The sequence below is a fragment of the Deltaproteobacteria bacterium genome (assembly GCA_019308995.1).
In the GTDB taxonomy this organism is placed as follows: Bacteria; Desulfobacterota; Desulfarculia; order Adiutricales; family JAFDHD01; genus JAFDHD01.
The window spans coordinates 44,253-70,954 of record JAFDHD010000009.1 but is presented as its reverse complement, the minus strand read 5'-3'; the positions used below and the strand labels follow the sequence as shown (position 1 = coordinate 70,954).

The window sequence follows — 26,702 nt, the reverse complement described above, 5'->3', positions numbered from 1 at the left end:
TGGTGAGGGCGTCGAGTTCCGGGATTTTTTTTCCGCCCGCCATGACCAGAGGAACGGGGCATGAGGCCACGACCGTGTTAAAACCGTCGGGGATGTAGTATGTCTTGACGTAATGCGCGCCAAGCTCGGCGCAGATGCGGCAGGCCAGCCGGAAGTACCTGACGTCCCGCGCCATGTCCTTGCCCACGGCTGTGACCGCGAGGATGGGGATACCGTAGCGGTTTCCCATATCAACCAGCCGGGTCATGTTGTGCACGGATTGCGTTTCAAACTCCCCACCGATGAAGACCTGCACGGCCAGGGCGGAGACGTTCAGGCGTATGGCGTCTTCTATGTCCACCGCGAGCTGCTCGTTGGAAAGCTCCTTCAGAATACTCGGACCGCCGCTGGCTCGAAGAACAATGCCTCCGGTGAAAGACGGCGGAATGGTCGTGCGTAAAATGCCTCGCGTCAGCATGAGCGTGTCGGCGTAAGGCGCCAGAGGCACGATTTGCACGTCAATGCGTTCGAGGCCCGTGGTCGGGCCCTGGAAGTAGCCATGGTCCACGGCCAGCATCACCGTCCGACCCGAATCGGGATTGAATATGCGCGCCAGGCGGTTTTTCATCCCCCAATCGAGCGAATTCGCACCCTTCAAGAAGAAGCCCCGGCTTTCCATGGGGATGTCCGGAAAGTAATCTTTCCCTTCCTTATCTGCTTCGGGCATTGTGTTTTCCTCCTTATTTTTGTTTTTCAGACTTTAATCTCTTAACGTTTATTCCTGGGGCCTGATAATGATCTTGAATGATTTATCACCCTTTTCGACCAGTTGAAATCCCTTGACAATGTCGGCCAGCCCGAAGTGATGGGTTATCATATCCTGAACGTTAATACGCTTGGCTCGAATAAGCTCAAGAGCCTCAGCGCAGTCAGCCGGGCTGCCCGCGTAACTCGTGGTCAAGGTGACATCCTTGCGCCAGAACAGGTCGTTGATCGAAAGCGGTATAGTTACTCCTTCCATGGTGGGTGCAAAAAACAGGATGAGGCCGCCGCGCTCCACGGCCTGCATGGACTGCCTCATGGCACTAACCGCGCCGGTGCTCACGATAACCACGTCGGCGCCCAGGCCGCGGTTGATTTCACGAAAATGCGCGGGTACGTCCTGGTCGGCCCTCAGGACATGGTCTGCGCCGAACCGGCTGGCGGCATCGAGCCGATAGGCGCTTATATCGGTGGCTACTATCCGACCTGCTCCCAGGGCCTTAGCGAGGCTGACGTGAAGCAGGCCGGAAATGCCGCTGCCCAGCACCAGTACGCTTTGCGCCGGTTTCAATCCTGCCTTACGAATGCCGCGCAGCACGCAGGCCAGCGGCTCGGCAAAGGTCGCTTCGTCATCGCTCATCCCGGCCGGTATCTTCCATGTCCCCCGGTCAACATTAATCGCCGGAAGACGCACGTACTCACAAAATCCACCCGGGTCGAAATGAGTGCCCGAGAGCAGGGTATCGCACACGGTTTCATGACCGCTAAGGCAGTGGTGACAGGTAAAGCACGGCACATGGTGGGTCGCGATCACACGGTCGCCCACCCTGAACGATTCGACGCCCTGGCCGACTTCCACCACCTCCCCGGCGATTTCATGGCCCAGGACCAGCGGCACCTTGTGGATGCGGTACCATTCCATGACATCTGTGCCGCAGATACCGCTGGCATTAATTTTTACCAGTAGTTCACCCGGCCCGATCGAAGGAGTCGGCCGTTCTTCGAGCCGGATATCCTTATTGCTGTAATATACTGCTGCACGCATGGAAAAAATCCTCACTGCCTCCAGGGCCGGATAACGGAGACATTATTATGCCTTAAGTCCCAGCATGGAGGCGGCATTGCCGCCGAGAATCGCATTTACCTCCTCTTTGGTAAACTCGATCCCCGCCGGAGCGCTGTTTGGCAGGTCTTTGATAAGCTGAATATAGTCCTTTGTCGGCTTGACCGTGTTGAAGATGGGGTTATCCGTGCCAAAGAGCACCTTGTTGGCCCCGGCGTAATCAAGGATATCTCTGAGCTCACGGCAGAAGAGCTTGTAGTTCCCAAAGGCATAGGAATCCCACATGGCCATGTCGCCGTAAAGGTTCGGCTGGTGAGCGGCCAGGTTGGCCCATGAACGCCACTCCACGGCGCCCATATGGGCCGCGATGATCTTGACGCCTGGGAAGTCAACCCCCAGATCGGCCAGCAATGAAGGGTCGGCAAACTTGCACCGCGAGGGCGGCATGAGCGGCCCGGTGTGCGTAAGGAGGATACCGTTGTTCTGGGCCACTATTTCAAGCACCTTGTAAGAATCGGGGCCGCTGGGGTCATAGCCGTGGTCTGGATGGTACTTGAGCCCTTTGACGCCGAACTCCTCAAAACATTGCTTCATTAGGTCCGCCGCTTCAGGCCGTCTCGGGTCCACCCCGGCCAGGGCCATGACCCGCTCGGGGTATCTCTGAGCGACCTCCCCGATTCTTTTGTTGCCTCGCTGCATCATTTCCGGCGTCAGCAGCGGGTTGTTCATATTATCCACCATGCAGATCAGCGTCAGGTCAATACCGGCCTCGTCCATGAGGGCCAGGAGGCGTTCACCGTCCGGGTCGCCCCAGGTTTCTACCGCCTTTTTACTGAGTTCGTCTGGGTCTACCTTTATCCCCATCATTTCGGCCGCCCGCAGGGCGTGTTTGACGGTGTGCGCCACGCCCTGTTCATTGACCCTGGGCATAAAATGATAATGAACATCAATGATCATTGGATTCTCCTTTCAATCAAGAGTGGATGAAACAAAGTCGCGCCGTTATTTGATTATTTGTCATATCCTTTTCCATAATAAGTGTCAAGGATTGGAAAGGGGTCTAGCCGGTATAACCGGAAGCTGTCAGAGAAGTGTCTCCCGGATTCAACAACAACATCAAAATTAACTTGAAAGACCCTGTAATTTTTAATAAGGTTTGATTCGTCATCTTCCCTTGAGGCATAATTATGGACCTTCATGAAAAAATAGATATTCTCTTTAATCCCAAGTCTGTGGCCATCATTGGCGCATCCAGGACCATTGGCAAATGGGGGTTTACCTTCACACTGCACCTGACTCAAGGCCAGTACAAGGGGGCCGTCTACCCGATTAATCCGGCCGGAGGAAACCTGCTGGGGCACAAGCTTTACAGGAGTTTGAAGGAGATTCCCGGACCGGTGGACCTGGCCTTTATTCTTTTACCACCGGAAAAGGTGGCCGAAGCCATTGCTCAATGCGGGGAAATCGGTGTCCCGGCCATCGTCGTTATCACGGCCGGCTTTCAAGAATTGGGTTCGGTCGGCCGAATTCTGGAAGAGGAAGTCGCGGCCGCGGCCCGGGCGACGCAAATAGCCATGGTCGGTCCGAATTGCGCCGGAATTTCCAGCCCCTATCCCATGAAGCTTTACTGCATGATGCAGCCAAATTTTCCTCCACCCGGAAACATCGCCCTGGTCTCCCAGAGCGGAAACATAGCCGGGTCCATCCAGCACATCTGCTGGAAGCAGGACATCGGCATCAGCCGATGCGTCAGCGTGGGAAACCAGGCCCTTTTGAAGACTGAAGATTTCCTGGAATACTTTATTACCGACGAACAGACCAAGGTGGTCATCGCCTATCTTGAGAGCGTCTCAGACGGGAAGCGCTTTATGGACGTCGCCCGCAGGCTCACTAGCGTCAAGCCGCTTATCCTCATCAAGGGAGGCCAGACCGCAACCGGGGTCCGGGCCGCGAAATCTCACACCGGCGCCATTGCCGGTTCAGACGCTGTCTTTGAGGGGATGTGCCAGCAGTGCGGGATCATTCGGGTCAACGACGTGGAAGACATGTTTGATACGGCGGTGGCCGTTATTTCCCAGCCTCTCCCGGAAGGAAACCGCGTCGGTATCGTAGCCAACGGCGGCGGCTGGGGCGTGCTGACCGCTGACGCCTGCATCGAAGCCGGGCTGGATGTGGTGGAGCTTCCAGAAGAAGCGCTTGAGGCCCTTGACAAGAGGCTGCCTCCCTGGTGGAACAGGCAGAACCCGGTTGATATGGTGGCCGGGATGAGCCGCGGGGCCTTTTTCAAGGCCATTGAAACCCTGGCTAAAACCGAGGTCATTGACGGCCTGATCGTCCTCGGGTTCGGCTATGCCAACGCTCAAGCCGGTGTTTTTGGCACCGTTCCCGATACGCAGGAACAGAACATCTCCGAATACGTGAAGGGGGCCCTCTATTCCGATACCAGAGGCATGAATTTCATCCTTGACATTATTGCGCAGCATCAGAAGCCGGTCCTGCTTTCTTCAGAGTTCATCGTGGGGGCGGATCGCGACCAGAACGAGGCCGTCCTGGCCTTGCGCCGGGAAAATGTGGTCATCTATCCTTCGTCACGTCGGCCGGCGCGGGTTCTGGCTCGCATGGCTCGTTATAACCAGTATCTAAAGAGTAGAGCCCGCGGCCATTGATCGCATTTTTAAGGTAACTTTTTGCAGAAAGCTCTCCCCTGGTCTAGGTTTTTTCCCCGCGACTTGTTGACAGGCGCATAAATTTAGCGATAATAGTTCTGCCCAGGGCGTATCAAGGAGAAAAATGATGCTTAAATGCACGGCCTGTGGAAATGAGATGGAAAGCAGGACCTGTTCGTCCTGTCATGGCGAAAACCTGCCTGACGCTCGCTTTTGCTGTTACTGCGGGAAAGCTCTAAAGGAACCGTCCGCAGTGAAAGCAGGTGATGATCCCTATGACCTTGACAGCCGCATCCTGTGCAGTGATGAAAACTGCATCGGCATTATCAACGAACATGGCGTCTGTACCGAGTGCGGCCGACCACACAATTTTAAAGAATAAACCGGTTCAAAGAAGCAAAGTCACCTAAAAGGCCCAATCGTGTCTTCAAGCGTGGATCAGAAATTCATCAGACAGATGCAGGCCAAGGTCAGGCAAGAACTGGCCGAAAAAGAGCGTGAGTGTGTCGAATATTGGCAGGCGGATCTGGAAAAAGTCCTGAAGCGCCATCACCAGGACCTAGCCGGTCTCGAAAGCGACCTTAAAAGAATTCTTGCCAAGATGAACAACCGCCTCAAAAAACTTGAAACCGCGGAAAGAGATGTATGAACTGAAGGTTATCAGCCAGTTTTCGGCAGCGCATAGCCTGAGGAACTTTCATGGGAAGTGTGAGTCCCTGCATGGCCATAACTGGAAGGTCGAGATCTACGTTACTGCCTCCAAACTGGATCAAGCGGAACTGGTCATGGATTTTGGCGAGATTAAAAAGCATACGACCGAGGTCCTGGCTGAGCTGGACCATAAGTACCTGAATGACCTCAAATTTTTCCAGATCAACAACCCCTCCTCCGAAAACATCGCCCGTTTCATCTATCAAGGCCTGGCTCCTAAAATCAACCACGGACCGGTCAAACTCGCCAGGGTCTCGGCCTGGGAATCAGAAACCTCCTGCGCCACCTATATCCCTTAAGTCCTGCTGGCGCGGTTCACTAACCTGACAATGGCGGAATCATCCGCAAAGTAGGCCACCACATTCAGGCAGCCGAAATTATGTTCCCTTTCCTAGGCAAATCCGAAGCACCCTTGCTAACTCCTTTGATTTATGGTATAAAATAGAACTTGAATCGTCCGGTCAACCTTTGCTGAAAGGTATTCATGCCTTTGACCTCTGGTTTCACACAAAAAGGCATTTCCAGATACGTGATTTTGGCTTTAAGTTTTGGCCTGACCGCCTGTCTGATCACCGCCTGCGTCTCTTTGCCGCGCGCAACACCGGCCAGACCGGATACTCGTTTAGGCCAAAAAATCGCCCAAAGGGCACTGCAGTATGTGGGAACACCTTATCGCTACGGCGGTCAGTCCCCTAACGGCTTTGACTGCAGCGGCCTGATTTATTATGTTTACGGGCAGTTCGGCTACAGGCTGCCTCGCAAAACAAAGGACATGATCAAGGCTGGGCGCTGGGTTTCACGCAGGGACCTGAGCCCTGGAGACCTGGTCTTCTTCAAAACCGACTGGAAGGGCTCGCTGCATAGCGGTATCTTTTTAGGGCAGGGGCGGTTCGTTCATGCGCCCAAGACGGGCAGAACGGTCGAGGTGCAAAGGCTGGATCGGGGTTATTACAAGGCTAAGTACTATACCGCTCGTAGGATTGTCCTGAAGCATTAAACGTAACGATCAATATCCTCGCCCGATTGTTTCCGGGGAAGATCGCCGGTCTCTTTCTCAGCCTGACTCTTTTCCTTTTCCTCTTTTTTCTGGCGAGTCCAATCCCCTGGCCGGTTGCGGTCTTTGGGCCGGGGATTGGGCGTGATCTCGCCAACCAGAGGCATGACGGAGTCGTTCATCACTGCGGTATCGGAAAAGAGAGACATATCTTTACATGATAACCTTTCTTGTCTTCTAAACTCTTATCGGCCAATATACCTAAATACTTTAAATCATGGGCTATTCTATCTGGATGTTTGACGTTCGCCCGGCGGGTTCATCTGAACAATCAGGGCGAACCCTTAGGAGCGGAGCGGCAAGGATTTCAGTAGCCGTGGGTGCTCAGATAATCATAATACTGGTTCAGGTTAAAAAGCACGCGGGCAGCCAGGGAGAAGGTTGGAAAGGTGGCTACATCAGCATCGCGAAATTTTTCCTGCGCTTCCTCGCGCAGGGCCCCGCCCTCTGTCTGGCCGCCTTTCCAGACCACAAAAGGCTTTCTCCGGGTTATATCTCTGGCGAAATCAAAAAACTCCCTTCCGTCTTTCAGGCCCTCTATGTACGAGCCAATGATCTCAGTCTTTTCATCCTGAGCAAGGTAGTTCAGAAAGTCATGACATTGCAGATCGCTGGCGTTTCCATAGCTGACGACCTTGCTGAAGCGGAGCCCTTCCTGACCGCCTTGACTACTTTACCAGATGCTCGCCCTGGAGGCCCGGCCCAGGAGCAGCCACATAAAAAACGGCGCGCCGAGAAGGGAGGTAATAACCCCAACCGGGATTTCAGCCGGGGCGATCAGAGTGCGCGAAACGGTATCGCATATGGTTAGAAAGGCCCCGCCAAACAGAAAGGTGGCTGGCATCAAATAGACATGCTCCGGCCCCATGATCAAGCGACAGATGTGCGGGACCATCATTCCTATAAAGGCAATGGGACCGCACACCGCCACCACACCGCCGATCATGAGGGAGGTGGCGATAAACAGAATCGGCTTTATTTTCTTGACATCAACGCCGCGACTGACAGCGATATCCTCTCCTACAGTCATCAAGTTCAATTCCTGAGTCAGGAAAAGAACGATAACGCTACCGATCACGACAAAGGGAAGCATGTTAAAGACGGAATCAAACGCCGCGACTTCCAGCCCGCCCATGAGCCACCTGAGAATCCGGAATGAGTGGATAAGGTCGCTCATGTACTGAATAAAAAGCATGACGCTGGAGCAGAAAAAATTGACGGCCACACCGGCCAGGAGCATGGTGGCGGTTGAAAAACCCTTCCTGAATTGTGTGAGTCCGTAGACTAGAAGGATAGCCAGGATCGAACCCAAAAAGGCGGAACAGGAAACCCCGGAGATACCCAGAATAGCAAAGGCGACCCCGGAGTGAACATAAATGGCCGCGCCCAAAGAGGCCCCGCTGGATACACCCAGAGTAAAGGGGGTGGCCAGAGGATTGCGAAACATGGCCTGGAAGGCCATGCCGCTCACAGCCAGGGCGGCGCCGGCCAGAAAAGAAACCAAGATGCGCGGGACCCTGATCCCCCAGAAGATTCCCGACTCCAAGCTGGAAGAGCCTGGATTGAAAATGACTCCAAGGGAAACATGCGTCATACCGATAAACGGCGCAACAGCCAGAACTACAATGGCAAATAATAAAAAGACAAGCAGAAACAGCTTCTTGCGCCTTTGGCGCTTCTTCACTCCGACACCTCCGGCATGACGATCGGCTTGTCCGAGCCAGGATTTTTCACCAGATGGAAAGCGATACCATAAACATCTTCAAGGAGATTGTGTTCGATAATCTTTTCGGCTGGACCGTCAAACGCGACTTTACCATCTTTCAAGACCACAATCCGCTCGCTCCAAAAAAGGGCGTTGTTGATGTCATGGGTCACCGTAATGATTGTAAAGTCGGATTCCTGATTGACTCTTTTTAAGATCTGGTGGACATCAATCTGATGCCGGGGATCCAGAAAAGTAACCGGCTCATCAAGGAGGAGAATCCCGGCCTCCTGAGCCAAGGCCGCGGCGATGAAGACCTTTTGGCGTTCCCCGCCGCTTAAGGAGTTGAGGACGCGTTCGGCATACGCTTCGATCCCGGTCAATTCAAGAGCGCGCCTGACAGCTCTTTCATCTTCCGGCTTGACAGTCGAAAAAGGACTCAGGTAAGGATACCGGCCCATCATGACAAACTCACGAACGGTAAAGGGGAGGAGGCCTCCATCGGCCTGAGGCACATAACTCATTATTTTCGCCAGTTCTCTTTGGGAGTAGTGACGCAGAGGGCGATCATTGACAGCGACGCTTCCTTTTCCGCCGGTGTATATTCTGTTTAAGCACTTGAGGAGAGTGGTTTTGCCTGCACCGTTAGGTCCGACCACAGAAAGGTATTCCCCTTTATAAACGGTAAGAGAGACGCCTTTCAGGATCTCCTGCCTTCCGATGCGGAAAGAGTAATCCCTCATCTCAATGGCGGTCTTTTTCATCCCTCGTCCCATTTCACTTCAGGATGTAAGGCCCTGGCCAGCGCCTCAAGGGTGAGGATAAACCTGGGGCCGGGTATAACCATAAAACCCTGCCGGAACACATGAACGCGGCCGTTTTTCACTGCATCCACGTTTGAAAAACGCTGCCACTCCTTCAGAATCACTGCCTCTTTCAAATCCTGCTCACCGGTCTCGGGCGCCAGGTCAATAATCACCTCCGGGTTAAGGCTGATAATGCCTTCGCCTGAAACCGTGGGATACTTTATCTTGCCGCCATAAGCATTCCTGCCACCGGCAAGAGTAATCATTTCATCGTAAAATTCATCCCGGCCGGCGATGTAGATCTCTGTCAAGGTATCCGACCCCATGCTTCGGGATATGGAAACCAGAACGCTCAGACGAGGCAAGCCTTCGGTCTTATTACTAATAAGGTCCATCCTCTTTTTAAGGGTCGCAATCTCCGCCTTTGCCTTCTCCTGAACCCCGCAGGCCCGGCCAATGAGACTCAAGGAATCCAGTATCCCGGAAAGGGTGCTGTAATTGACCACCAGTACGTTCAGTCCGAGGCTGGTCAGGTGTCTCCTGGGGTTTTGATGCTCAACCGAAAGGATGACCAGGTCCGGTTTGGAGGCGATAACGGCCTCATAGTTAGGGTCGTAAAACCCTCCCATCTTTGCAATACTTAAAGCCTCAGGCGGATACTTGCAAAAACGTGTAACACCAACGACCCTGTCCCCCAGACTCAGCACGAAAAGCATCTCCGTGATACTGGGCGCCAGCGAGACAATGCGGTTATATTCACGGTCAGTGTCAGGAGCGGTGGTAATGACGCGGAACTCGGGAAAATACTTTTGCCCCAAATAACTCCCGATTAAGACCAGAACGATGATCACTGTCAGGATACTGGACCTTCGCATTAAGCTGCTTCTTTCTCATTTATTCCTTGAGATTATGCCTTGAGCAGATATTTCTGTATAAGGCTTATTTTTCGGCATCCTTGAGCCTGAACCTAAAGGCAATGCGTTTCGTGGTCGGTACTGCCTGGCCGCCGATCCTGGCCGGGGTAAAACTGGCCTTTTCGAGCGCCTGGATGGCCGCTTTATCGAGGCGCGAGTACCCGCTGGAACTCACGACCACGATACTTCTCTGGCACCCGAGGGAGTCGAGCTTCACGGCCAGCACCACGGTTCCTTCCTGATCGTGCCTCCGGCAGTAACGGGGATATTTTGGTTTAACCAGGCCCACGATTTTCGCCAGAATACGCGCCTCGCTTTCTTTGGATTCGTTTTTAAAATTCCCCGGCGTCCCAAGACGCAAGACAGTCAGGGGAGCTTTTTCGAGGGGCGGCATTCTGGCCGCTGGCGCGGATGATTGAACCTCGATCTCAGGCGATGTTTCCACAGGTATTTTTTCAGAGGCTGAATTATCGGCTCCAGGGTTATGCCGGTTTGTGATCGGACTTTTGACCAGGGGCCTCTCCTGAGCTAATTTCAGCGGAGCCTGCTTTACGACCTTCTTTTGGGGTGCCTTTGGTTTGCGGTTTGTCTCTTCCCGGGCCGGCTGGCGAACTTTTAGAGGCGGAAGCTGTGGCCCCAGGTTAGGAAGCGCATCAAAGGAGAGAGCTGTTTTTGGAGTCGGTTTTGCCACAGGTGAGACGATTTTCAGGGAGATAGATGACACCTCTTTTTCGGGCGGAACGCGGGCGGAATTGGACGTGGGGCCTGACACAAAAACCACCAGGTGAACAGCAGCCGAAAGAAACAAGGGGAGGATAAAGTCCGACCGTTTCATTTTGTCTCTTCCCTGGTCTGGAAAGTCACGTCGTGTCTGCCAGCTCTTCTGAGGCGGTCCAGAATCTGGATAGCCAGGCCCAGATCGGCCCGGCGATCTCCGTTGATGAAAATGGGGGCGTTCCGGCCTCCATGCCGGAGGACCTCATTGATCAGGCCGTCCAGGGAGACGCGAACCTCCCCCACCAGCACCTCGTTGTCCTTGGTGATGGTGATGTCCACATGCCTCCGTTCGTCCATTTGCGCTGTCGAAGCCTCTGGCAGCTCCACCCGAAGTCCACGGTGGACGGTCATGGAAAGCATGGCAAAGATGAAGAAGACCAGGAGCAGAAAAACGATGTCAATGAGCGGAAGCATTTCGATGCGGGCTTTTTTATTTTCGTGTCCGTTGCTAAGCCGCATTTTTCTGAAGCCCCTTCTGAAAAGCCATCTCGAATCTGGTGCCAAGTTTTTCGAAATCTTTGATCGCTTTCTCTGTCCTGGCCATGAAGTAGTTGTAAGGGATCAAGGTCAGAAGCGCCACGGTCAGTCCGGCCGCGGTTGTAATCAAGGCCTGGGCAATCCCGCCCATGACGGCCTTCGGGTCTTGAACGCCACTGAGACTTAAAAATTCAAAGGATTCGATAATCCCCAGCACTGTGCCCAGGATTCCCAGTAAAGGGGCCATGGTGATAATGGTGTCCAGGGTGCTCAAACCTCGTTTCATGACTCTGATTTGATCCTCTGCCTCGACTTCCATGTTTTGCCTGAGCCCGAACTGCCGCTGGGCAAGCCCGGCCAGAAGAACCAGGGCCGTCAGGTCAAGCGTTTCCTGGCCGCTAGAAAGGGCGGCCTCAAACTCCCCCTGTTCGGTCTGGCGAAAGAGGGTTTTAACCAGGTTCTCATCCCGATGATTTCTCCCTTTCCACCAGAAAATTACTCTCTCAATAGTGATGGTCAGAGAGATCAAGGAACAGAGGAGGAGGGGCCACATGAGAGGCCCGCCCCTTGCGAACAGGTTGTAGATCATAAGTTAGTCCTTGAAGAGGGAGGTCGGGAGGGTCACCTCGTGCCTCCAAGTAAGGCTTTCACGCCCACCATGATAGTGGTTCCCGGGGAACCATACCCCTTCACCTCTTCGTATTTTTCACTCAAAAGGTTTTCCACACGGCCAAAGACCTGAAAATGCTTACAGATGTTATAGGACATCGCCAGGTTGAGCAGCGTGTATGCATCCAGGGTGACATCGGTCGTGACATAAGTTACAGGATCGAAAAATTTATCCGGCCGGTCGCCCACGTGAACGACACCGAGGTTGACATTTCCCTTTCTCAGGAAGTTGTAGTTTACACCGAGGGAATATTTGTTTTTCGGCCTTCTGATGAGCGCCTCATTATTGGTTTTATCCCTGGCGTCGGTGTTTGTATAGTTGGCGGTAATGGTCAGACTTTTCGTCGGCCGGACGGAGGCGTTGACTTCGAGCCCCTTGGTCTCGGCTTCAGAGATGTTTTTATAAGAAAACGAAGCGCCGTCAAACTCGATAAGATTTTTAATAACGTTCTGGAAGTAGGTGATTCCAAAATTAATTGTATTTTTAAAAAATGATTGCTCGAACCCGACGTCCCATCCGACGCTCTTTTCAGCGGCTAGATTTTCATTTCCGAATTGAGAAAAAAGCTGATAAAGCGTAGGGGCCTTGAACCCGGTGCCATAAGTGGCTTTAAGCTTTGTGCCCGCCTCTGGGAAAAGACAGGCGGAAGCCAGGCGAAAGGTCGTTTTTGATCCGAAGGTACTGTGTTTATCCTGACGAACTCCCAGCGTGGTGATCCACCGGTTCCAGAGCTTAATATGATCCTGGAGATAAAAGCCGTTGGTCTGGGCCTTTCTAGTGTTAAACACGGTCGTGAACGGTCCGAAGATGCTTTCCGAATAAAACTCGAATTTCCCTTTTTCCTCCTCCAGTTCCACGCCGAAGGTGAAGGTATTGGTGTCATGAAGATATATATTGTGCTGCCAGTCCCACTTCACGATGTCTCCAATGTAAGTGCTCTGCACCAGGTCAGCCGGATGATCGGCATCAATGGGATTGTCGTCTCTGGTCTCGTGACGGCTCAAGGAAAAACCCATGCGCTGCTCCCAGAGGTCATTAAATAATGTAACCCGGGCCTGGGCCTTTACAAACAGCTGCTTGACTTTCTCGATGTAGTTGGGATCATCTCCGGAAGCGCCGCCAAAATTATCAAGATCGGCTCTGGCATCGAAAGTTCTTAAAAAGAGATCAAACTCGAAGCTCTCGGCGGGTGTTAATCCCAGCCTGGCGGAGATCGAGGTGTTTTGATAGCCGTCCTTCTCATCGTTCCCGGCCAGGTCTTTACTGGCAGCGGAGATGCCATCGGTATCCAGTCTGGAAACGGACAGGGAGCAGTTTGCTAATTTATTGCCAAAGCTGAACCCCAGCTTTTCTTCAAAGGTGTTATACGTGCCTGCTTCAGCGGAAAAGGAAAGCCTGGGCTTCCCTTTACCTTTTTTAGTGATGATATTTATAACACCGCCAATGGCGTCGGAGCCGTACAAGGTGCTTTGCGGTCCGCGGATGATCTCGATGCGCTCAATATTGTCGGCGGTCAGATGGGCGAAATCAAAAGACCGGCCAGGGGTGATGGGGTTGTTCATCTCCATGCCATCTATCAAGACCAGGGTGTGTTCCGATTTTGCGCCCCGGAGGAATATGGCGGTCTGCCCTCCCGGCCCGCCGGCCTGAACGACGTCCAGGCCTGGAAGGCCGCGCAACACCTCGAGCACGGTCGCCTTTTGCTGGTTCTCAATGTCTTGAGAGCTGATTACAGTCAGGGAGCTGGCGACTTCTTTAGTCGGGATTTCGATACGGATGGCGGTGATGACAAACGTGTCAGTCGTTTCGGTCTGGCTTGTTTCAACTTCTTTAGCGCCTGCGACGCGAGGCAAGGCCAACAATGAGGCCACTAACAGGGTGGCGATGATCTTTTTCATCTTAACATTCCCTTCTCCCCCCTCGGGGAAATTAGATAACTTAATACTTCCGAAAAAGGTTTCCTGGCTCTCGTTCATCCTACCGGCCGCGCCTTCCCGTCCTCAAAGACAGTGGCATGCTGCGGCTTTCGTCCCGATCACAGTCGCGGGGCGGCGGAAGCCTTTCACTTCCTTCCCTTGATTCGGAGTACCCTCAAACTACCTGGACCTGACTTTTTTCCTGTAATTATTTCTCAATCACCCCCTCACTGAATGCCAGAAAACAAAAACCCCGGGCCATTTAAAATCAGCCCGGGGATGCCGTTTTTCATCCTCGATTAATTAAGAACCTCTTCACCCCGGTCCGCGAGAGTCGAGGCTCGCCACGCCTTTATGGGCAGGTCTTCTGGTTTCCGGATCATCCTACCGACCGCGCCTTCCCATCCTTAAAAGAACAGTGGCGCTCTGCGGCCTTCGTCCCCGGTTACAGCGGCGGGTCCACGACGGATTCGCACCGTCTTCCCTATTAAAGCCCTCAAGGGCTACCCACAATGAAATTAAAACACAGGTCCTGATGCCTGTCAAGACATGCCGGTTACTTTAAAGTAAAGAACGTCCCCCCCCTCTCATGGATCAATACTTCATGCCGGGCAGGTTCAGGGAGGCGGTGTTGCCTCCATCCACGGCCAGGGCCTGGCCGGTGATGTAGCTGGCTTCATCGCTGGCCAAAAAGAGGATGGCTGCCGCGACCTCTTCGGGTCGGCCGTATCGTTTGAGTTCGCAGCGGTAGCCCAGTTTTGATTCCTTGCCTGTCTCCCGGGCATAATCAAAAACAACCTTGGTCATGCCCGTCTCAATCAGGCCCGGACAGACGGCATTGACCCGCACATTGAACCCGCCCAGGTCACAGGCGGCCGTCTGGCTGAAGTTGATGAGCGCGGCCTTGCTGGCCGAGTAGGCATTGGTGCCCGCGCCGGCGCGGATCCCGGCCACAGAAGCCGTATTGACAATGGCGCCGCATTTCCTGGCCTGCATGTGTTTGGCGATGTGCTTGGTGCCAAAAACCGCCCCCATGACGTTGACCCCGAAAACCCTGTGCCAGTCGTCGCCGTCTTCCTCTTCAAGACTGGGAGCACCGCCTATAGTCCCGGCGTTGTTGCACAGGATATCCACCTGGGAGTATGTCTTAAGGGTCAGGTTGATGAGGGCCTTGACCTCCTCCTCCTGCGAGATGTCGGTCTTCCTCATGACGGCTTCACCGCCCTCATCTACGATTTGAGACACGATCTCCTTTAATGCTTCCTCGTTTATATCAGCCAGGGCCAGCCTGGCTCCTTCCCTGGCAAAGAGGAACGCGGCCGCCCTGCCAATCCCGCTGGCAGCGCCGGTAATGATGGCCACCTTTCCCTGCAGTCGCCCATGACCCTTCATCGTTGTCTCCTCGATTTGGAAATAGTTATTGTCGGTTTATTTAAAAGCCCTTGATACGGCCGCGGGCTGTCAGGCCTTAAATTTTATCTATAACACATCCCCGGTCAGAACGCCATTACCCATGGCTCATTCCAGGGTTCGGCCCTCATGGCAAGGACGCCCTCAGCCGGGGGAAAACCGGCTGTGAACGACCTGTTGACAATGGCCCTGGATCATCAGCCCGGCCCTCGTCAAAAATGGCTCAATCAAGAGGCAAGCCTAGCTCCAGAGTTTTTCCGGGTACACCCCCAGCCTGATCAGGGCTTGTATCTTCTTCACTGCCGCCGATCTATCCTTTTGATGGGTCAGGCCAAACCATTGTTTCTGGGCCTCAAGCGCTTCTGTCTCGCTTTCACCGGATGCAGCCCCAAGCGGCCGCTTCTGGGTGTGCAGGACCTTGACTCTGGCCTGGCCTTCCTTGACCAGAGCGTGGACGGTGTCAGGTAGCAGGAACTCGGCCTTTTCATTGCCGCCCCATTCCTCCAGGAACCGCGAAAACTGCCCGCGCAGATGGCCAAACAGGGAGGGTGTGAATCCCCACATATTCATGGAGACCACCTCATCGCCTGAGAGCAGCCGTTTTTTCCCTTCAGGGTCAACATACCTGGCCCCATGACCGTCTTTTTCAATACTGATGATTTCGGTGATACCCTGCATAAAACCCTGATGGTCGCACTGGCAAACCCCTCTGGAAACCGTGCCGAATTCCGAAAGCGTGTTTCTCAACACATAGCCCACCATGGCATAGTCGGTCGAGGCGTTGTCCTGGACTGCTTCCAGGTACTCGCCTAATAATTGAAAGCCTTTAAGTCCGTAAAAATCGTCGGCATTGATCACCGCAAAGGGTGTGCTGATCAGGTCTTCCGTCACCAGGACGGCGTGAGCCGTGCCCCAGGGCTTGCTGCGGCCCGGAGACGCTTGATACCCTTCCGGAAGCATGTCCAGTTCCTGATACGCATATTCCACCTGAACCCTGTTCTCGAATTTTTTGCTTATCGCTTCCTTAAAGGACTCCTCGATGTCACGCCGGATGACAAAAACCGTCTTGTTAAACCCGGACCGGACCGCATCAAATACAGAATAATCAATGATCGTCTCGCCGCACGGACCCAGAGGGTCAATTTGCTTCAGGCCTTTATACCGGCTGCCAATTCCGGCCGCCAGAACTACCAGGGTCGGATTCATCTGTTCCTCCGTTTCACCGAGGAAGAGTTTAGTGAAATGATTTCCCGGTGTCAATTATGGCCGGACGGCTAGCTTCTCACCACTACGCGCACACGAGCCCGGTTGGTGACCCGGCGCAGTTGGTTCTTAACGTCACCTTCTGGCCGGGTGCCAGCAGCGTGGTTCCTGGCATAACATCACCCCCAATGAAAACGGTAAAGAAGATGAGTGCAGTGATCAAACCTTATTGATAACGATAACAATTTGAAAAACATCTTCACCTCAAGTACCGATATGGTTTAAAGCCTGGAGACATCGGTCCTAAATGCAAGCTGTAAAAATCCGTGTTCAAAGCATAACTACTCCGACCTGACCACGCGAAATCCCAGACCGGAGCTCTTGAAATCCGGCGGAGCCCGAAGGCGGTCGGCCGAGCGGCAATACTCGGCAGGCGCAAACCAGCTTCCCCCGCGAAAGACCCTCCTCCGGCCCCACCGCCCGCCCGCGGGATCAGTGACCGCGCCGGTGGTAAATTTCCCGTACCATCTCTCATACCTGTCCTGGCACCATTCCCAGACATTGCCATGCATGTCATACAACCCCCAGGCGTTAGGCTCCTTCTGGGCGACCGGGTGTGTCGAGGCGCTCGAGTTTCCCGCGTACCATCCTATCCGATCAAGGTTCAGATCATACCCTCTGCCTGTGGTGGTCAAATCACCGAAAGCAAAGGCCGTGGTGGTGCCGGCGCGGCAGGCATACTCCCACTCCGCCTCGGTGGGCAGGCGGTACCTGTCATGACCCTCGATACGATTGAGGGCCTTGATAAAGGCCTGGCAATCGAGCCAGGCGACCTGTTCCACGGGCCGGTCGTCTCCCGTGAACCTGGAGGGGTTTTTTGCCATCAAGGTGTTCCACTGCTTTTGAGTCACCTCGGTCGTCTGTATAAAGAATCCTTTGATGAGGATGACCTCATGCTGGTACTCCCCATCTGACCGCCCGATTTCAGTCGGCGGGCTGCCCATGATGAATCTGCCCAGCGGCATATAGACGAATTTCATGCCGATGGCGTTGGTAAAAGGCTGCCACGACATGACCTCCGTCTTTGAAGCGTCAAGAGCCGGGATCGGCGAAGGCAGAGCCTTTATGGGCCTGTATTTGGCGTACTGAAAATATACATTAGCCAGAACGACAAAAAGGACGAGAGAAACGGCGAGTAAAAGGGGAAAGAGTATTTTTTTCATCAGATCCGGTTATGGTTGGCTGTTGATGATGAGGCGACTCGGGTTATACGGTCAGGGCCTTCGATTTTTTCCCACCTGCCGGGCGGGGAAGCTCCCCGCCCGAACAGGATGCCTCTGTCTGTCTAAAAGAGCTGGATGGTGTCCAGCCTGTCCCAGATGGCTGCGATTTCATCGGGGTCAACGTCAAACACGTTTCCAATCGGGGCCAGAGGTTCGGTCCGTACAAATTCGGGGTCCGGGCCGTGGGCCGTATGAAACTCGGTTCCCTGGTTAAATTCAAGCTCGGTCCTGAGCGTCTCTCTGCCAATGTCAATCAAATCGCCGACCTTTAGGCTGAGTCCGTAGCGCGCCTTGACCAGGTCTGTGAGAAAAATCAGGAGCGCCTTGTGGTCTTCAGGCACGGCCAGGAGGCAGTAGCCCAGGGAATCCATGGTGGCGTTGCGGATCTGGACCTTGAGGGACCTTTCGACCTGGCCCTCCTTTGATTTAAAGTTCTCATAAGACACACCGGCCGTATGGTCCGCGCCCATGGGACTGGTGTGGTAGGTCACGCCGGTGGCCTTGGTAACCCTGGGGTCATGAGCCGGAATGGCCTGTCCTTTAAAGGCCGGGATTCTGGTCACCCCCAGGGCCTTGGCCGTGGAAACGACGCCATTACCCAGGATTGCCCCCAAGGCGGTGCCTTTTTCAACCTCGTTAAACAGGGCCAAGGCAGACTCGGCGTCACCCATTTCCATCTTTCCGGCGCTGGCGGCCACGCCCATGGCGCTGCCCAGCTCGATTGTATCCAGGCCCATGTCGTCACACATTCGGTCAAACGCGGCCACGACATCGGGATCGTTTATACCTAGGTTGGTGCCCAGGAGGGCGATGGTCTCATATTCCAGGGCGGTGGTCAGGTGTTTGCTATCGCTGTCGTGGTAGACCACAGAGCACCTGACGATGCAGCCGGGCATACAGCCGGTGATGCGGCCGCCTCTGTCCTGGTTGGTTTTCTCCCAGGTTGACCCGGCCAGATTTTCGTAATCCTCGGTCTGCTCGCTGCTGTAATTCTTAGAGGGTGCGGTTCCGATGGACCTCATGGCGGCGATAGCGTCGGTCGTGCCATACCGACTCATGATCTGCACCCTCGCGTCAGCCTTGATCACCTCAGGCCAACCCTTTATTGCTTCCCGGAAGGCTTCCCTGTCAGCCAGCTCGATGGGAGAAGAGCCGTGGTCGTCAATTACGATGGCCTTGAGTCCCTTGACGCCCATGACCGCGCCCAGGCCGCCGCGTCCGGCATGCCTGGAAGGGTGGCCGTCCATGTCGGTGAAGGCCACGCTGGACCCCTTCCATCTCCTTTCCCCGGCAATGCCGATTGAGATGATGGCCGACCCTTTATCATACGCCTGATAAAGCTCCCCGACCAAGGCGTAATTCTTGAGCCCCTTATACTGACCCGCGCTCTCAAGAGTAACGCCGTCCTTGGTGATGTGAAGAAGAAAAAACTCGTCCTCCTTGGGCGCGCCCTCGACAATGATGGCTCTGATCCCCAGCCTGTCCAGCTTCTGGGCGGCCGGCCCCCCGGAGTTGGACTCCTTGATTCCCAGGGTCAGAGGACTCTTGGCCCCCACGGAAACACGGCCGCAGGACGGGGCCAGGGTCCCGGCCAGAGGCCCGCCGGCGATGATGAGCCTGGCCTGCTCCCCCAGCGGGTCCGCCTCAGGCGGCATCTCTGCCTTTAATATTTTGGCCGATAAGCCTCGACCGCCGAGTATCTTCCACTCTTCGGGCAGTTCTTCCAAAACCGTCTTCAAATCACTCATGTTGACTCTTAAAATCTTCATCTCCCAATCCTTTCACCTTTCAATGAATCAAATCCTAAAACCATACAGCAGCTTCTTCAGGTCGTCAGCTACGGGAGGCGGATCGCCCCTGACCGCCCTGCCTCCAAGGAACACGAACATGAATAACATAAAAAATCCGGTTCAAGCAACGATTAAAGGGAAAATTAGTGCCATTGCCATCTGCTGTCAAGATCATTCCGACTCCGGGCCCGGGACGCCTGCCAGGCCCGGCCGGGCCACGCTCGGCGCGGCGACCTGCGTCGCAAAACGGGCCGCTTCCCACGGGTCGCCATCAGTTTCATGAAGACGGACGAAAAATGCGGCGGCAAAGATGTCCCCCACACCGGTCGGGTCAATCTCAGGCGCCTTGGGCGCAGGGAAATGACGCACCCTGCTTTTATGGCAGACGATACAACCGGCCGCCCCCTGCGTGATGACGAGCAGGCGGCATCGCCGCCGGTAGATATCCCATGTTTCTTGACCCCTGATATCTTCCTGGCTGACAACCACGGCCGTGGCCAGGGGAAGAATATCAAAGGCGGCCGGCCACGGAATGAACCTCACCCTCCCTTGAGCGTCCCAGCCTCGATGCCAGCCCTGGGGCGTGAGCCCGACCACGGCGCTGTCAAAGAGGTAAATCAACGCCGGGTCAACCTCATTGGCAATCGGCCCGAGGTGGACAATCCCGGGCGACCGCCAGTCAGGCGGCACGGCCTCTGGTCCCAGAGGCGCGGCGACACTGTGAATATACTGGCAGCGGCCGGCCGGGGTGTAAATATTCTCAAAGACGGTGGTATGGGCTGTTGGGAGCGATACAGTTTTGATGCCGGGAAGGAATTGACCCGGATCAAAATCCGGCCCGGCGCTGGTTACGATAGCCGCCCGCTGCCCCAGGGTCTGGGCCGTGAGCGAGCTGTAGGTCGCGGTGCCTCCAGCCGAAGGGCCGTCAGGAGAAAGGTCCTGCGAGACATGTCCGATGCACAGGTAGTCAATCTCTTCCATGGGCAGTTCAGTATCCTTGAGCCGTATTTTAGCAGGAGATTCAACGAAATAAAACCTGTTTGAGAAAAGGAGCCATCTAAGCCCTGGGGGATTATTGATGTTACCAATGTTTCAAAACCTGAAAAATTTTTTCATTTAAGTATTGACAAAATTAATTAAGGCATTTATAATTTGTTTTAGCCAAGGCTTAAACAACAGGACTGACGTGAACGATTTTGTAAAAATAATAAAGGGATTGGCAGATGGGACCCGATTCAAGATGCTCAATCTGCTCCTGACCCACGATCTGTGCGTGGGCGCTCTGGCCGGCCAACTCGGAATTTCCAAGGCCGCGGTTTCACAGCACTTACAGGTGTTGAGGAAGGCGGGCCTGGTTAAGGGAGAAAAACGGGGATACTGGACCCATTATGCTGTTGATAGGGCCGTCCTGCATCAAATCGCTAATGATATCATGAAGATGTCCGAGCAGGAGCCATCTGCTCAAGGCTGCTGCTTTATCGCTTCTTCAAAGGAGGCGCCTTGCTCTGAATGCCAGGAATTCAAGGTGGTTTCCATAGAAAACAAACTTGAGAAAAAGGAGGAACGGACAGATGTGCCAGGGTAACTGTGAACATCCGGATAAGCTGGAAGGAAAGCCGGAAGATTGTACTCCGGAGCAGATCAGGGAGTGTCATGGAGACATAGATGTAAAAGACCATCCCTGTCTGAAGGAAGAAACGCCGAAAGAACCTTAAGTCCTAAATCAGGCGCTAATACTTGCCATTCATAAAAATCCCTTTCATTCCAGCAAGTTAAGCCTGGAAAGCAGGGTGGAAAAAAAGGAAGAGACATGGGCATCGAAATGGAACCGATCGGTTTCGTATCCACTGACGCAAAAAATATGCCCCGTAACTACAACGTATCGGATGTGGAGGGGAAATTAGTCATTGATGAAGCCTTTCTGGACGGACTCAGAGAAATCGAGGCCGGTCAGCGCATCTATGTTATTTTCCATTTCCATCAAAGCCCCAAGTTCACTTCACGGTTCATGAGGATCAGGCCCCCGATCCGTGACAGGGAGATGGGAGTTTTCAGCACCCATTCGCCGTTCCGGCCCAACCCTATCGGGCTGTCGCTTCTGGAAGTTCTTAAAACTAACGGTAATGTCATCCACGTCAAGGGGCTGGACATGCTGGATAAAACGCCCATTCTGGATATCAAGCCTGAGGTGTGTCCAGATCCGAGCAATAAACAGGTTTAGGTGTTCTTATGGAAGCTGCGATCAAGGTCTCCTCTTTAAGCAAATCCTTTGGTAATTTTGTGGCCGTAAACAGCATCAGCTTTGAAGTCAAAGAGGGTGAAATCTTCGGGTTCCTCGGGCCGAACGGCGCCGGGAAGACAACCACGCAGAGGATGCTGACCGGTATTTTACGACCAAGCGGCGGCACGATTGAAATCATGGGCTACAATTTGTCAAAGCATCCCACCGCGGCCAAAATGATAATGGGTGTCGTCCCGGAGATGTCAAACACCTATATTGACCTGTCGGCCTGGGAAAACCTGATGCTCATGGGGCGGCTCTATCAGGTGAAAAAAAGGAAGAGAAAGCAAAAAGCCCGTGAGCTGCTCGACCTCTTCGGACTGCTGGATAAAAAAGACCTCAAGACAAAGGTCTTTTCCAAGGGCATGAAACAACGGCTCACCCTGGCCGCGGCCCTGATGAACGAGCCGCAGCTTCTCTTTCTGGACGAACCCACGGCCGGCCTTGACGTCCAGAGCACGCGGCTCATTAGAAACCTTATCATGGAATTGAACCAAAACGGCGCCACTGTCTTTTTAACGACACACAACATTGAGGAGGCCAACCTTATGTGCGAGCGGGTGGCCATCATCAATAACGGTGAAATCGTTGCCATTGATCGGCCCTCCAACCTCAGAAACGCCATAGACAGCGCCCAGTCCGTGGAGATCGCTTTTAACAACGTCATAGACGATCTTAAGCCTCTAAAGGCCCTGGGTGACATCAGCGAGGTTAGAAAAGAAGGGGATAAGATCAGGCTTTATACGAACAGACCGGGCGATGTAGCCTGTCAGCTCGCCAAATACGCGGAGATGAATCAGCTCAAGGTCCTGGCTTTGAACACCCGGGGGCCGAGCCTGGAGGACGTTTTCGTCTATCTTACGGATAGCTAAAGGAGGGGGGGCATGCAGGCTGTTGGTTTTGGGACCCGGATAAGGTGGCAGCTAAATTCTGCCTTGGCCATTGCCGCCAAAGACGCGCGAATCTATTACCTCAAACCGCCTGTTCTGATTTTCGGTATCGTTTTCCCTATCTTCATCTTCAGTGCGTTTATCATCGGAAGAAATATTTCCGCGGACATCCTTCTGCCCGGTCTCATCGGTATGACCCTCATTTTCACCGCCTCGTCCTCCACCCCTGGTATCGCCCCCTGGGAAACCGCCCGCATGACACTGGAACGCTTGATCTCAACCCCGGCCTCCATCGCAGCCATTATCTCGGGAGACATCTTGGCCGGGTTTTTATACGGGCTGTTTATTACCCTGGTGGCGCTGTTTATCGGCGTCCTCATCCTGGGCGCGAGCATAATCAGCCCGCTCATCCTGGCGGCCGATATTATTATTTCTGCTTTTTGCTTCGCGGCCCTGGGCAGCCTGCTCTCCACCTTGCCCACGGATAACCCTTCCAACATCATGCTGGTCTCAAATCTGGTCAGGCTGCCTCTCCTGTTCATCAGCGGGGTCTTCATTCCTATTGAACGCCTGCCATCCTGGGGCAAGGCGATCTCGGCCTTCTCCCCGCTGACCTACTCCTGCGATCTGGCGCGGCATGCGCTTCTGGGGGATGGATATTTTCCGGTTCCATTTGGTCTGTCCGTTTTGCTGGCCTTCACCGTGGGCTTCTATTTCATCGGCATACAAATTCATAAAAAAAGCATGCCTCTCAGGCTGTCCTAAAAAGGTTGACAGCGCTAATACGATCACCTGATCGCTGCTAAAACCACCTTTCCCAGGACGGGTCAGGCGCGGCCTTTTTGCCATAACCGGCCGCGTCATCCATCCTGATGGCGAATTTTTGCAGCCAGGGGAAAAGAGTGAACGCGGCCACCACCAGCCTGTGATTCCATTTCTCCGAGTTGTGCTTGGTCCAGGGACAGACATAGATGCACCGGGCGCAGGCATCGTGCGCCCCGGGGAAATGATAGCGGTTGCTTAAATGCCAGTAAGAGATACATTTTAATGTATCCGGCTGCCATTTGACCGCACCCCGGGTATTGATCTTTTCCCTTCGACCTTCCGCGATGGCATGAGGCGGACATTCCCGGGCGCACTTCTGGCACTTCTCACAAAAAGACTCCAGATTGAATTCAATCGGCCTGTCCGTCTGAAGCGGCAGGGCGGTGACCACCGCCCCTGACTTAAAGGCCGGCCCGAGGACCGGGTGAAGGGTCACGCCAATGCGGCATTGTTCCCCCAGACCAGCCTCAATCTCATGCGGCGGCAGCATGACGTCGTAACCCGTAAGCATGGAATTCGCTCTGGCCGGATAACCCAGTCCCCTGATCCAGTCGGCCATCTCGACCGCGATAAAGGAAGCGCGGTGATACGCCACCCAGCTTCCCAGGTCCGAGGTGTAAGAAGGGGAATGGCTGATGCGCCAGTGAGGATGCCGGAGTCCGAAGACGATCACATGGGTATACTCCCCTGGAAGCGGGTCTTTCCCGTCCTCCTGGTAAACCCAGTTTCGGTTCAGCCTGGTAATCCCCACCGCCTCCGCGCCCAAATCATAGGCAAACTGCTTGACCGCCCTCGAAAAAACGATTGGGTCCATCTCGATTTTTTTTTGACTGACCTCGCCGTCACCGGCGGCGGCCATATGTCTTTTAAAGCCGTCTCCGGGCGCGATGTTTTTCATGCCCCGGTGCAGGGGATGCGGGTCATCGGAAGTCATGGCCTCAAGTATCTCGGCCACCCTTTTTCGCCAGTCCCCTGCTAAACACCGGTACTCAGGCGGGTCAAGCAGAAAGCCAAGGGGAGAGCCTGTGGCCCGGGCCGCCTCCACCCGGTCTATTTTTACGATGCTGTCATCCACCCTGCTGGTCCCCACGTAACCTGATCGTTCCGGAAGCACCCGCGGCAGCAGGGCATAGGGGTACCAGGCCCCCGGCCGGAGGCGCGGGCTGGCCCCTCCCCAGGTCTGATCGCACTTCATGTTTCGATTGCTCATGGGATAGCGGGGGTTGATAAAGCCTCTCATACTGGCCTCCTCGTGGTTTGACCGTGTCCTTTTTATGTTTCAAAGGCGCCTGCTTTCAGGTTCCTCTTTCCTGGCGTCTTCTTCCCATGTTAAATGCTTCACCGACATGAATAAGGTACAAAAAATTTTAAGTGACTACAAGACTGAAACAGAGTAAGACGGCTGAAGCTCCTTCTGACTCATGATTATCCTGTCTCCCATAAAGGGGACATTTTAATATTGCTAACACACCTGATAAAAAAATTTTGACAAAACATCCGGAAAAGGATATATATACTTTTTTGATTTTGTCTTGGAAGGGATGAACCCCTGTCATGAGCCGTACTTTTGTGGCTAAGGAAACGGAAACAGAAAAGAAATGGTACGTGGTTGATGCTGATGGCAAAGTCCTTGGCCGCCTGGCCGCCGAAATTGCCAAACGCCTTCGAGGTAAACACAAACCTGTCTTTACTCCCCATGCGGACACCGGTGACTTCGTTATCGTTGTCAATGCAGAAAAGGTTCGTCTGACCGGGGGTAAGCTGGACCAGAAAATGTATTACCGTTACTCCGGCTATATAGGCGGCCTGAAGCAAATATCGGCCCGTAAACAGTTGGAAAAAAAACCAGAGGAACTCCTGCGGCATGCGATCAAGGGCATGCTGCCTAAGAACAGTCTGGGCCGGCGTCAGTTCAAGAAACTAAAGGTTTACGCCGGGCCGGATCACCCGCATCAGGCCCAACAGCCTGAGTCTCTGGAGATTTAGGAGAACGAGTCTATGACGGCCCAGGACCGTTACTATGCTACTGGCAAGCGCAAAACCTCGGTGGCCCGCGTTTGGATGTCGCCGGGCGAGGGAAAGTTTCAGATAAACAAGCGGGACCTAGATGACTACCTTCCCCGGGAAACGCTCAAGGCCATTATCAACCAGCCCCTCGCCCTGACCAGGACCAGGGGTCAGTTTGATTTTTATATCCTTACCCATGGTGGGGGAATCTCCGGGCAGGCCGGCGCCATCAAGCATGGCATTACCAAGGCCCTTTTGGAGTACAATCCGGAATTCAGAACGATCCTTAAAAAGGCTGGATTCTTGACCCGGGACGCCAGGAAGAAGGAACGAAAAAAGTATGGTCAGCGAGGTGCGCGCGCCCGGTACCAGTATTCGAAACGCTAAGCGTCGGAAGTTGAAACATCTTGAGGGAAGGTCGCTGCCGACCTTCCTTTTTTTTAGAGGTGCATCATGGTAAAGGTGGCACTTGTTGGAGCCAGCGGCTACACCGGCCTTGAACTGCTCAGGCTTCTGGCCGTCCACCCTGAAGCCGAAATCGTGGCCGTCACCTCTCGAAAGCTGACCGGCCAAAGGGTTTCAGACGTCTTCCCCTCCCTGGCCGGGCGCCTCGGGGGGCTGGACAATTTAATTTTTGAACCCCCGGAAGCTCAGGCTCTGAAGGCCCGGGCCGACTTTTTCTTTACCGCCGTTCCGCACCGAACCGCCATGGAGATTGTGCCGTCCTTGCTGCAAGGGGGCGGGAAGGTGGTGGACCTTTCGGCCGACTTTCGCTTCAAGGACGCCTCGGTTTATGAGGAATGGTATGAGCGGCATCTGGCCCCGGAGCTCCTGTCCGAATCGGTTTACGGGCTGCCAGAGCTTCACCGGGACCGGATCAGAACCGCCCGTCTGGTGGGGAATCCCGGGTGTTATCCCACCGGCGTCATCCTGGCCCTGGCGCCGCTTTTGAAGAACGGCCTCATCGAAGCGGAGGGGATCATCGCCGACTCAAAGTCCGGTGTCAGCGGGGCCGGGCGGGGGCTGAACATGACGACCCAGTATTGTGAGATTGATGACGGATTAATGGCCTATAAGGTCACGGGGCATCGTCACACTCCGGAGATTGAACAGGAGCTTGGCCTGCTGGCCGGGCGTCCCCTGATCGTCAGTTTCACCCCTCACCTGGTGCCTCTGTCGCGGGGAATCCTGAGCACGGTTTATGCTGCCTTGACCAAAGACCAGACCGATGAAGAGCTTTCGGCTGTCATAACCGAGTACTACAGGGATGAGATCTTTGTTCGGGTTCGGAAAGCCGGGGACCTGCCGCACACCCTGGATGTTCGTGGCACCAATTTCTGCGACCTGAGCGCTTTTGTTGACCAGAGAACCGGGCGGGTCAAGGTGGTTTCAGTCATTGACAACCTGACGCGAGGCGCCTCGGGTCAGGCAGTCTGCAACATGAACCTGATGCTGGGTCTGGCTGAGGAAACAGGCTTGTTGGAGCTAGGCCTCAGACCTTAACAAAGCGGGT

30 protein-coding genes, 1 pseudogene and 2 riboswitches are annotated in these 26,702 nt (G+C 54.3%); of the genes and pseudogenes, 13 read left to right on the top strand and 18 right to left on the bottom strand.

The genetic code is table 11. The annotated features are described in order from the left end of the window. The 3 genes from lsrF to JRI95_03485 form a co-directional block, all read right to left on the bottom strand. Window positions 1–706: 3-hydroxy-5-phosphonooxypentane-2,4-dione thiolase (gene lsrF / locus JRI95_03495; protein ID MBW2060610.1), on the bottom strand; the 706-nt coding region annotated here is incomplete at its 3' end. A 48-nt stretch (window positions 707–754) separates the two neighbouring features. Beyond that, the gene (locus tag JRI95_03490; GenBank protein MBW2060609.1) at window positions 755–1,786 is read right to left on the bottom strand and encodes a zinc-dependent dehydrogenase; all 1,032 of its coding nucleotides are present in this window, start codon (window positions 1,784–1,786) and stop codon (window positions 755–757) included. Window positions 1,787–1,831: 45 nt separating this feature from the next. Then, window positions 1,832–2,761, bottom strand: coding sequence for an amidohydrolase (locus JRI95_03485; GenBank protein ID MBW2060608.1), 930 nt, complete (start codon window positions 2,759–2,761; stop codon window positions 1,832–1,834). A gap of 230 nt (window positions 2,762–2,991) precedes the next feature. On the opposite strand from JRI95_03485, the gene JRI95_03480 reads away from it, so the two are divergent. The 5 genes from JRI95_03480 to JRI95_03460 all read left to right on the top strand — a co-directional run bounded on the left by JRI95_03480 (window position 2,992) and on the right by JRI95_03460 (window position 6,178). Then, window positions 2,992–4,470: a CoA-binding protein gene (locus tag JRI95_03480; GenBank protein ID MBW2060607.1), complete on the top strand. Its 1,479-nt coding sequence runs from the start codon at window positions 2,992–2,994 to the stop codon at window positions 4,468–4,470. Between the two features lie 124 nt (window positions 4,471–4,594). Further along, entirely contained in the window at window positions 4,595–4,852 is a 258-nt protein-coding gene (locus JRI95_03475; GenBank protein MBW2060606.1) for a zinc ribbon domain-containing protein, read from the top strand. Window positions 4,853–4,891: 39 nt separating this feature from the next. After that, on the top strand, window positions 4,892–5,119 hold the full coding sequence (locus JRI95_03470; protein ID MBW2060605.1) for a hypothetical protein: 228 nt from the start codon (window positions 4,892–4,894) through the stop codon (window positions 5,117–5,119). Further along, on the top strand, window positions 5,112–5,480 hold the full coding sequence (gene queD, locus JRI95_03465) for a 6-carboxytetrahydropterin synthase QueD (protein MBW2060604.1): 369 nt from the start codon (window positions 5,112–5,114) through the stop codon (window positions 5,478–5,480). The genes JRI95_03470 and queD overlap by 8 nt, the downstream gene beginning before the upstream one ends. Before the next feature lie 185 nt (window positions 5,481–5,665). After that, window positions 5,666–6,178, top strand: coding sequence for a C40 family peptidase (locus tag JRI95_03460; GenBank protein MBW2060603.1), 513 nt, complete (start codon window positions 5,666–5,668; stop codon window positions 6,176–6,178). On the opposite strand, the gene JRI95_03455 is transcribed toward JRI95_03460, so the two are convergent. The 14 genes and pseudogenes from JRI95_03455 to JRI95_03390 all read right to left on the bottom strand — a co-directional run bounded on the left by JRI95_03455 (window position 6,175) and on the right by JRI95_03390 (window position 20,167). Then, complete coding sequence (locus tag JRI95_03455; GenBank protein ID MBW2060602.1) at window positions 6,175–6,384, bottom strand: hypothetical protein; 210 nt, start codon at window positions 6,382–6,384, stop codon at window positions 6,175–6,177. The genes JRI95_03460 and JRI95_03455 overlap by 4 nt on opposite strands. A gap of 158 nt (window positions 6,385–6,542) precedes the next feature. Further along, window positions 6,543–6,893 (bottom strand): annotated as a pseudogene (locus tag JRI95_03450) (hypothetical protein). A 15-nt stretch (window positions 6,894–6,908) separates the two neighbouring features. Then, window positions 6,909–7,829, bottom strand: a complete 921-nt coding sequence (locus tag JRI95_03445; protein MBW2060601.1) for an iron ABC transporter permease — start codon at window positions 7,827–7,829, stop codon at window positions 6,909–6,911. An 86-nt stretch (window positions 7,830–7,915) separates the two neighbouring features. Next, a complete protein-coding gene (locus JRI95_03440) occupies window positions 7,916–8,704 on the bottom strand; it encodes an ABC transporter ATP-binding protein (protein ID MBW2060600.1) in 789 nt (262 codons plus the stop codon). After that, the gene (locus tag JRI95_03435) at window positions 8,701–9,621 is read right to left on the bottom strand and encodes an ABC transporter substrate-binding protein (GenBank protein MBW2060599.1); all 921 of its coding nucleotides are present in this window, start codon (window positions 9,619–9,621) and stop codon (window positions 8,701–8,703) included. Before JRI95_03435 ends, JRI95_03440 begins: the two co-directional genes overlap by 4 nt. 64 nt (window positions 9,622–9,685) lie before the next feature. After that, a complete protein-coding gene (locus JRI95_03430) occupies window positions 9,686–10,495 on the bottom strand; it encodes an energy transducer TonB (GenBank protein MBW2060598.1) in 810 nt (269 codons plus the stop codon). Next, entirely contained in the window at window positions 10,492–10,896 is a 405-nt protein-coding gene (locus JRI95_03425; protein ID MBW2060597.1) for a biopolymer transporter ExbD, read from the bottom strand. Before JRI95_03425 ends, JRI95_03430 begins: the two co-directional genes overlap by 4 nt. After that, window positions 10,886–11,467 carry a MotA/TolQ/ExbB proton channel family protein gene (locus tag JRI95_03420; protein MBW2060596.1) on the bottom strand — a complete coding sequence of 194 codons (582 nt, stop codon included), beginning with the start codon at window positions 11,465–11,467 and terminating at the stop codon, window positions 10,886–10,888. The genes JRI95_03425 and JRI95_03420 overlap by 11 nt, the downstream gene beginning before the upstream one ends. Window positions 11,468–11,535: 68 nt before the next feature. Next, the gene (locus tag JRI95_03415) at window positions 11,536–13,482 is read right to left on the bottom strand and encodes a TonB-dependent receptor (GenBank protein MBW2060595.1); all 1,947 of its coding nucleotides are present in this window, start codon (window positions 13,480–13,482) and stop codon (window positions 11,536–11,538) included. 35 nt (window positions 13,483–13,517) lie between these two features. Further along, window positions 13,518–13,700, bottom strand: a riboswitch (cobalamin riboswitch). Between the two features lie 139 nt (window positions 13,701–13,839). Then, a riboswitch (cobalamin riboswitch) is annotated at window positions 13,840–14,026 on the bottom strand. A gap of 68 nt (window positions 14,027–14,094) precedes the next feature. Beyond that, on the bottom strand, window positions 14,095–14,892 hold the full coding sequence (locus tag JRI95_03410) for an SDR family oxidoreductase (protein MBW2060594.1): 798 nt from the start codon (window positions 14,890–14,892) through the stop codon (window positions 14,095–14,097). A gap of 258 nt (window positions 14,893–15,150) precedes the next feature. Further along, window positions 15,151–16,116, bottom strand: a complete 966-nt coding sequence (locus tag JRI95_03405; protein ID MBW2060593.1) for a nucleotidyltransferase — start codon at window positions 16,114–16,116, stop codon at window positions 15,151–15,153. A 338-nt stretch (window positions 16,117–16,454) separates the two neighbouring features. Further along, window positions 16,455–17,336 (bottom strand): formylglycine-generating enzyme family protein, encoded by an 882-nt coding sequence (locus tag JRI95_03400; GenBank protein ID MBW2060592.1) that lies wholly within the window; start codon window positions 17,334–17,336, stop codon window positions 16,455–16,457. A 122-nt stretch (window positions 17,337–17,458) separates the two neighbouring features. Continuing rightward, window positions 17,459–19,165 (bottom strand): aldehyde ferredoxin oxidoreductase, encoded by a 1,707-nt coding sequence (locus JRI95_03395; protein ID MBW2060591.1) that lies wholly within the window; start codon window positions 19,163–19,165, stop codon window positions 17,459–17,461. A gap of 192 nt (window positions 19,166–19,357) precedes the next feature. Then, complete coding sequence (locus tag JRI95_03390) at window positions 19,358–20,167, bottom strand: ribokinase (GenBank protein MBW2060590.1); 810 nt, start codon at window positions 20,165–20,167, stop codon at window positions 19,358–19,360. 205 nt (window positions 20,168–20,372) lie between these two features. Here JRI95_03390 and JRI95_03385 point away from each other — a divergent pair, with 205 nt between their 5' ends. The 5 genes from JRI95_03385 to JRI95_03365 all read left to right on the top strand — a co-directional run bounded on the left by JRI95_03385 (window position 20,373) and on the right by JRI95_03365 (window position 23,122). Next, the gene (locus tag JRI95_03385) at window positions 20,373–20,771 is read left to right on the top strand and encodes a winged helix-turn-helix transcriptional regulator (GenBank protein ID MBW2060589.1); all 399 of its coding nucleotides are present in this window, start codon (window positions 20,373–20,375) and stop codon (window positions 20,769–20,771) included. After that, window positions 20,758–20,901, top strand: coding sequence for a hypothetical protein (locus JRI95_03380; GenBank protein MBW2060588.1), 144 nt, complete (start codon window positions 20,758–20,760; stop codon window positions 20,899–20,901). Before JRI95_03385 ends, JRI95_03380 begins: the two co-directional genes overlap by 14 nt. Window positions 20,902–20,996: 95 nt before the next feature. Continuing rightward, the gene (gene tsaA / locus JRI95_03375; protein MBW2060587.1) at window positions 20,997–21,407 is read left to right on the top strand and encodes a tRNA (N6-threonylcarbamoyladenosine(37)-N6)-methyltransferase TrmO; all 411 of its coding nucleotides are present in this window, start codon (window positions 20,997–20,999) and stop codon (window positions 21,405–21,407) included. Between the two features lie 8 nt (window positions 21,408–21,415). Continuing rightward, entirely contained in the window at window positions 21,416–22,339 is a 924-nt protein-coding gene (locus tag JRI95_03370) for an ATP-binding cassette domain-containing protein (protein MBW2060586.1), read from the top strand. A gap of 12 nt (window positions 22,340–22,351) precedes the next feature. Then, window positions 22,352–23,122 carry an ABC transporter permease gene (locus JRI95_03365; protein ID MBW2060585.1) on the top strand — a complete coding sequence of 257 codons (771 nt, stop codon included), beginning with the start codon at window positions 22,352–22,354 and terminating at the stop codon, window positions 23,120–23,122. Window positions 23,123–23,159: 37 nt separating this feature from the next. Here the strand turns inward: JRI95_03365 and JRI95_03360 are convergent, their stop codons facing one another. After that, window positions 23,160–24,422, bottom strand: a complete 1,263-nt coding sequence (locus tag JRI95_03360) for a hypothetical protein (GenBank protein ID MBW2060584.1) — start codon at window positions 24,420–24,422, stop codon at window positions 23,160–23,162. Between the two features lie 314 nt (window positions 24,423–24,736). Here JRI95_03360 and rplM point away from each other — a divergent pair, with 314 nt between their 5' ends. The 3 genes from rplM (at window position 24,737) to JRI95_03345 (ending at window position 26,692) form a co-directional block, all read left to right on the top strand. Beyond that, window positions 24,737–25,168 carry a 50S ribosomal protein L13 gene (gene rplM / locus JRI95_03355; protein MBW2060583.1) on the top strand — a complete coding sequence of 144 codons (432 nt, stop codon included), beginning with the start codon at window positions 24,737–24,739 and terminating at the stop codon, window positions 25,166–25,168. A gap of 12 nt (window positions 25,169–25,180) precedes the next feature. After that, window positions 25,181–25,576: a 30S ribosomal protein S9 gene (rpsI, locus tag JRI95_03350; GenBank protein MBW2060582.1), complete on the top strand. Its 396-nt coding sequence runs from the start codon at window positions 25,181–25,183 to the stop codon at window positions 25,574–25,576. A gap of 66 nt (window positions 25,577–25,642) precedes the next feature. Beyond that, complete coding sequence (locus tag JRI95_03345; protein ID MBW2060581.1) at window positions 25,643–26,692, top strand: N-acetyl-gamma-glutamyl-phosphate reductase; 1,050 nt, start codon at window positions 25,643–25,645, stop codon at window positions 26,690–26,692. Window positions 26,693–26,702: the final 10 nt, after the last annotated feature.

Bases quoted from the DNA above. Each gene is read 5' to 3' on its own strand.
- JRI95_03490 (MBW2060609.1), bottom strand. From the start codon at position 1,786: ATGCGTGCAGCAGTATATTACAGCAATAAGGATATCCGGCTCGAAGAA.
- JRI95_03485 (MBW2060608.1), bottom strand. From the start codon at position 2,761: ATGATCATTGATGTTCATTATCATTTTATGCCCAGGGTCAATGAACAG.
- JRI95_03480 (MBW2060607.1), top strand. From the start codon at position 2,992: ATGGACCTTCATGAAAAAATAGATATTCTCTTTAATCCCAAGTCTGTG.
- JRI95_03475 (MBW2060606.1), top strand. From the start codon at position 4,595: ATGATGCTTAAATGCACGGCCTGTGGAAATGAGATGGAAAGCAGGACC.
- queD (MBW2060604.1), top strand. From the start codon at position 5,112: ATGTATGAACTGAAGGTTATCAGCCAGTTTTCGGCAGCGCATAGCCTG.
- JRI95_03460 (MBW2060603.1), top strand. From the start codon at position 5,666: ATGCCTTTGACCTCTGGTTTCACACAAAAAGGCATTTCCAGATACGTG.
- JRI95_03455 (MBW2060602.1), bottom strand. From the start codon at position 6,384: ATGTCTCTCTTTTCCGATACCGCAGTGATGAACGACTCCGTCATGCCT.
- JRI95_03445 (MBW2060601.1), bottom strand. From the start codon at position 7,829: ATGACGCATGTTTCCCTTGGAGTCATTTTCAATCCAGGCTCTTCCAGC.
- JRI95_03440 (MBW2060600.1), bottom strand. From the start codon at position 8,704: ATGAAAAAGACCGCCATTGAGATGAGGGATTACTCTTTCCGCATCGGA.
- JRI95_03435 (MBW2060599.1), bottom strand. From the start codon at position 9,621: ATGCGAAGGTCCAGTATCCTGACAGTGATCATCGTTCTGGTCTTAATC.
- JRI95_03430 (MBW2060598.1), bottom strand. From the start codon at position 10,495: ATGAAACGGTCGGACTTTATCCTCCCCTTGTTTCTTTCGGCTGCTGTT.
- JRI95_03425 (MBW2060597.1), bottom strand. From the start codon at position 10,896: ATGCGGCTTAGCAACGGACACGAAAATAAAAAAGCCCGCATCGAAATG.
- JRI95_03420 (MBW2060596.1), bottom strand. From the start codon at position 11,467: ATGTGGCCCCTCCTCCTCTGTTCCTTGATCTCTCTGACCATCACTATT.
- JRI95_03415 (MBW2060595.1), bottom strand. From the start codon at position 13,482: ATGAAAAAGATCATCGCCACCCTGTTAGTGGCCTCATTGTTGGCCTTG.
- JRI95_03410 (MBW2060594.1), bottom strand. From the start codon at position 14,892: ATGAAGGGTCATGGGCGACTGCAGGGAAAGGTGGCCATCATTACCGGC.
- JRI95_03405 (MBW2060593.1), bottom strand. From the start codon at position 16,116: ATGAATCCGACCCTGGTAGTTCTGGCGGCCGGAATTGGCAGCCGGTAT.
- JRI95_03400 (MBW2060592.1), bottom strand. From the start codon at position 17,336: ATGAAAAAAATACTCTTTCCCCTTTTACTCGCCGTTTCTCTCGTCCTT.
- JRI95_03395 (MBW2060591.1), bottom strand. From the start codon at position 19,165: ATGAAGATTTTAAGAGTCAACATGAGTGATTTGAAGACGGTTTTGGAA.
- JRI95_03390 (MBW2060590.1), bottom strand. From the start codon at position 20,167: ATGGAAGAGATTGACTACCTGTGCATCGGACATGTCTCGCAGGACCTT.
- JRI95_03380 (MBW2060588.1), top strand. From the start codon at position 20,758: ATGTGCCAGGGTAACTGTGAACATCCGGATAAGCTGGAAGGAAAGCCG.
- tsaA (MBW2060587.1), top strand. From the start codon at position 20,997: ATGGGCATCGAAATGGAACCGATCGGTTTCGTATCCACTGACGCAAAA.
- JRI95_03370 (MBW2060586.1), top strand. From the start codon at position 21,416: ATGGAAGCTGCGATCAAGGTCTCCTCTTTAAGCAAATCCTTTGGTAAT.
- JRI95_03365 (MBW2060585.1), top strand. From the start codon at position 22,352: ATGCAGGCTGTTGGTTTTGGGACCCGGATAAGGTGGCAGCTAAATTCT.
- JRI95_03360 (MBW2060584.1), bottom strand. From the start codon at position 24,422: ATGAGAGGCTTTATCAACCCCCGCTATCCCATGAGCAATCGAAACATG.
- rplM (MBW2060583.1), top strand. From the start codon at position 24,737: ATGAGCCGTACTTTTGTGGCTAAGGAAACGGAAACAGAAAAGAAATGG.
- rpsI (MBW2060582.1), top strand. From the start codon at position 25,181: ATGACGGCCCAGGACCGTTACTATGCTACTGGCAAGCGCAAAACCTCG.
- JRI95_03345 (MBW2060581.1), top strand. From the start codon at position 25,643: ATGGTAAAGGTGGCACTTGTTGGAGCCAGCGGCTACACCGGCCTTGAA.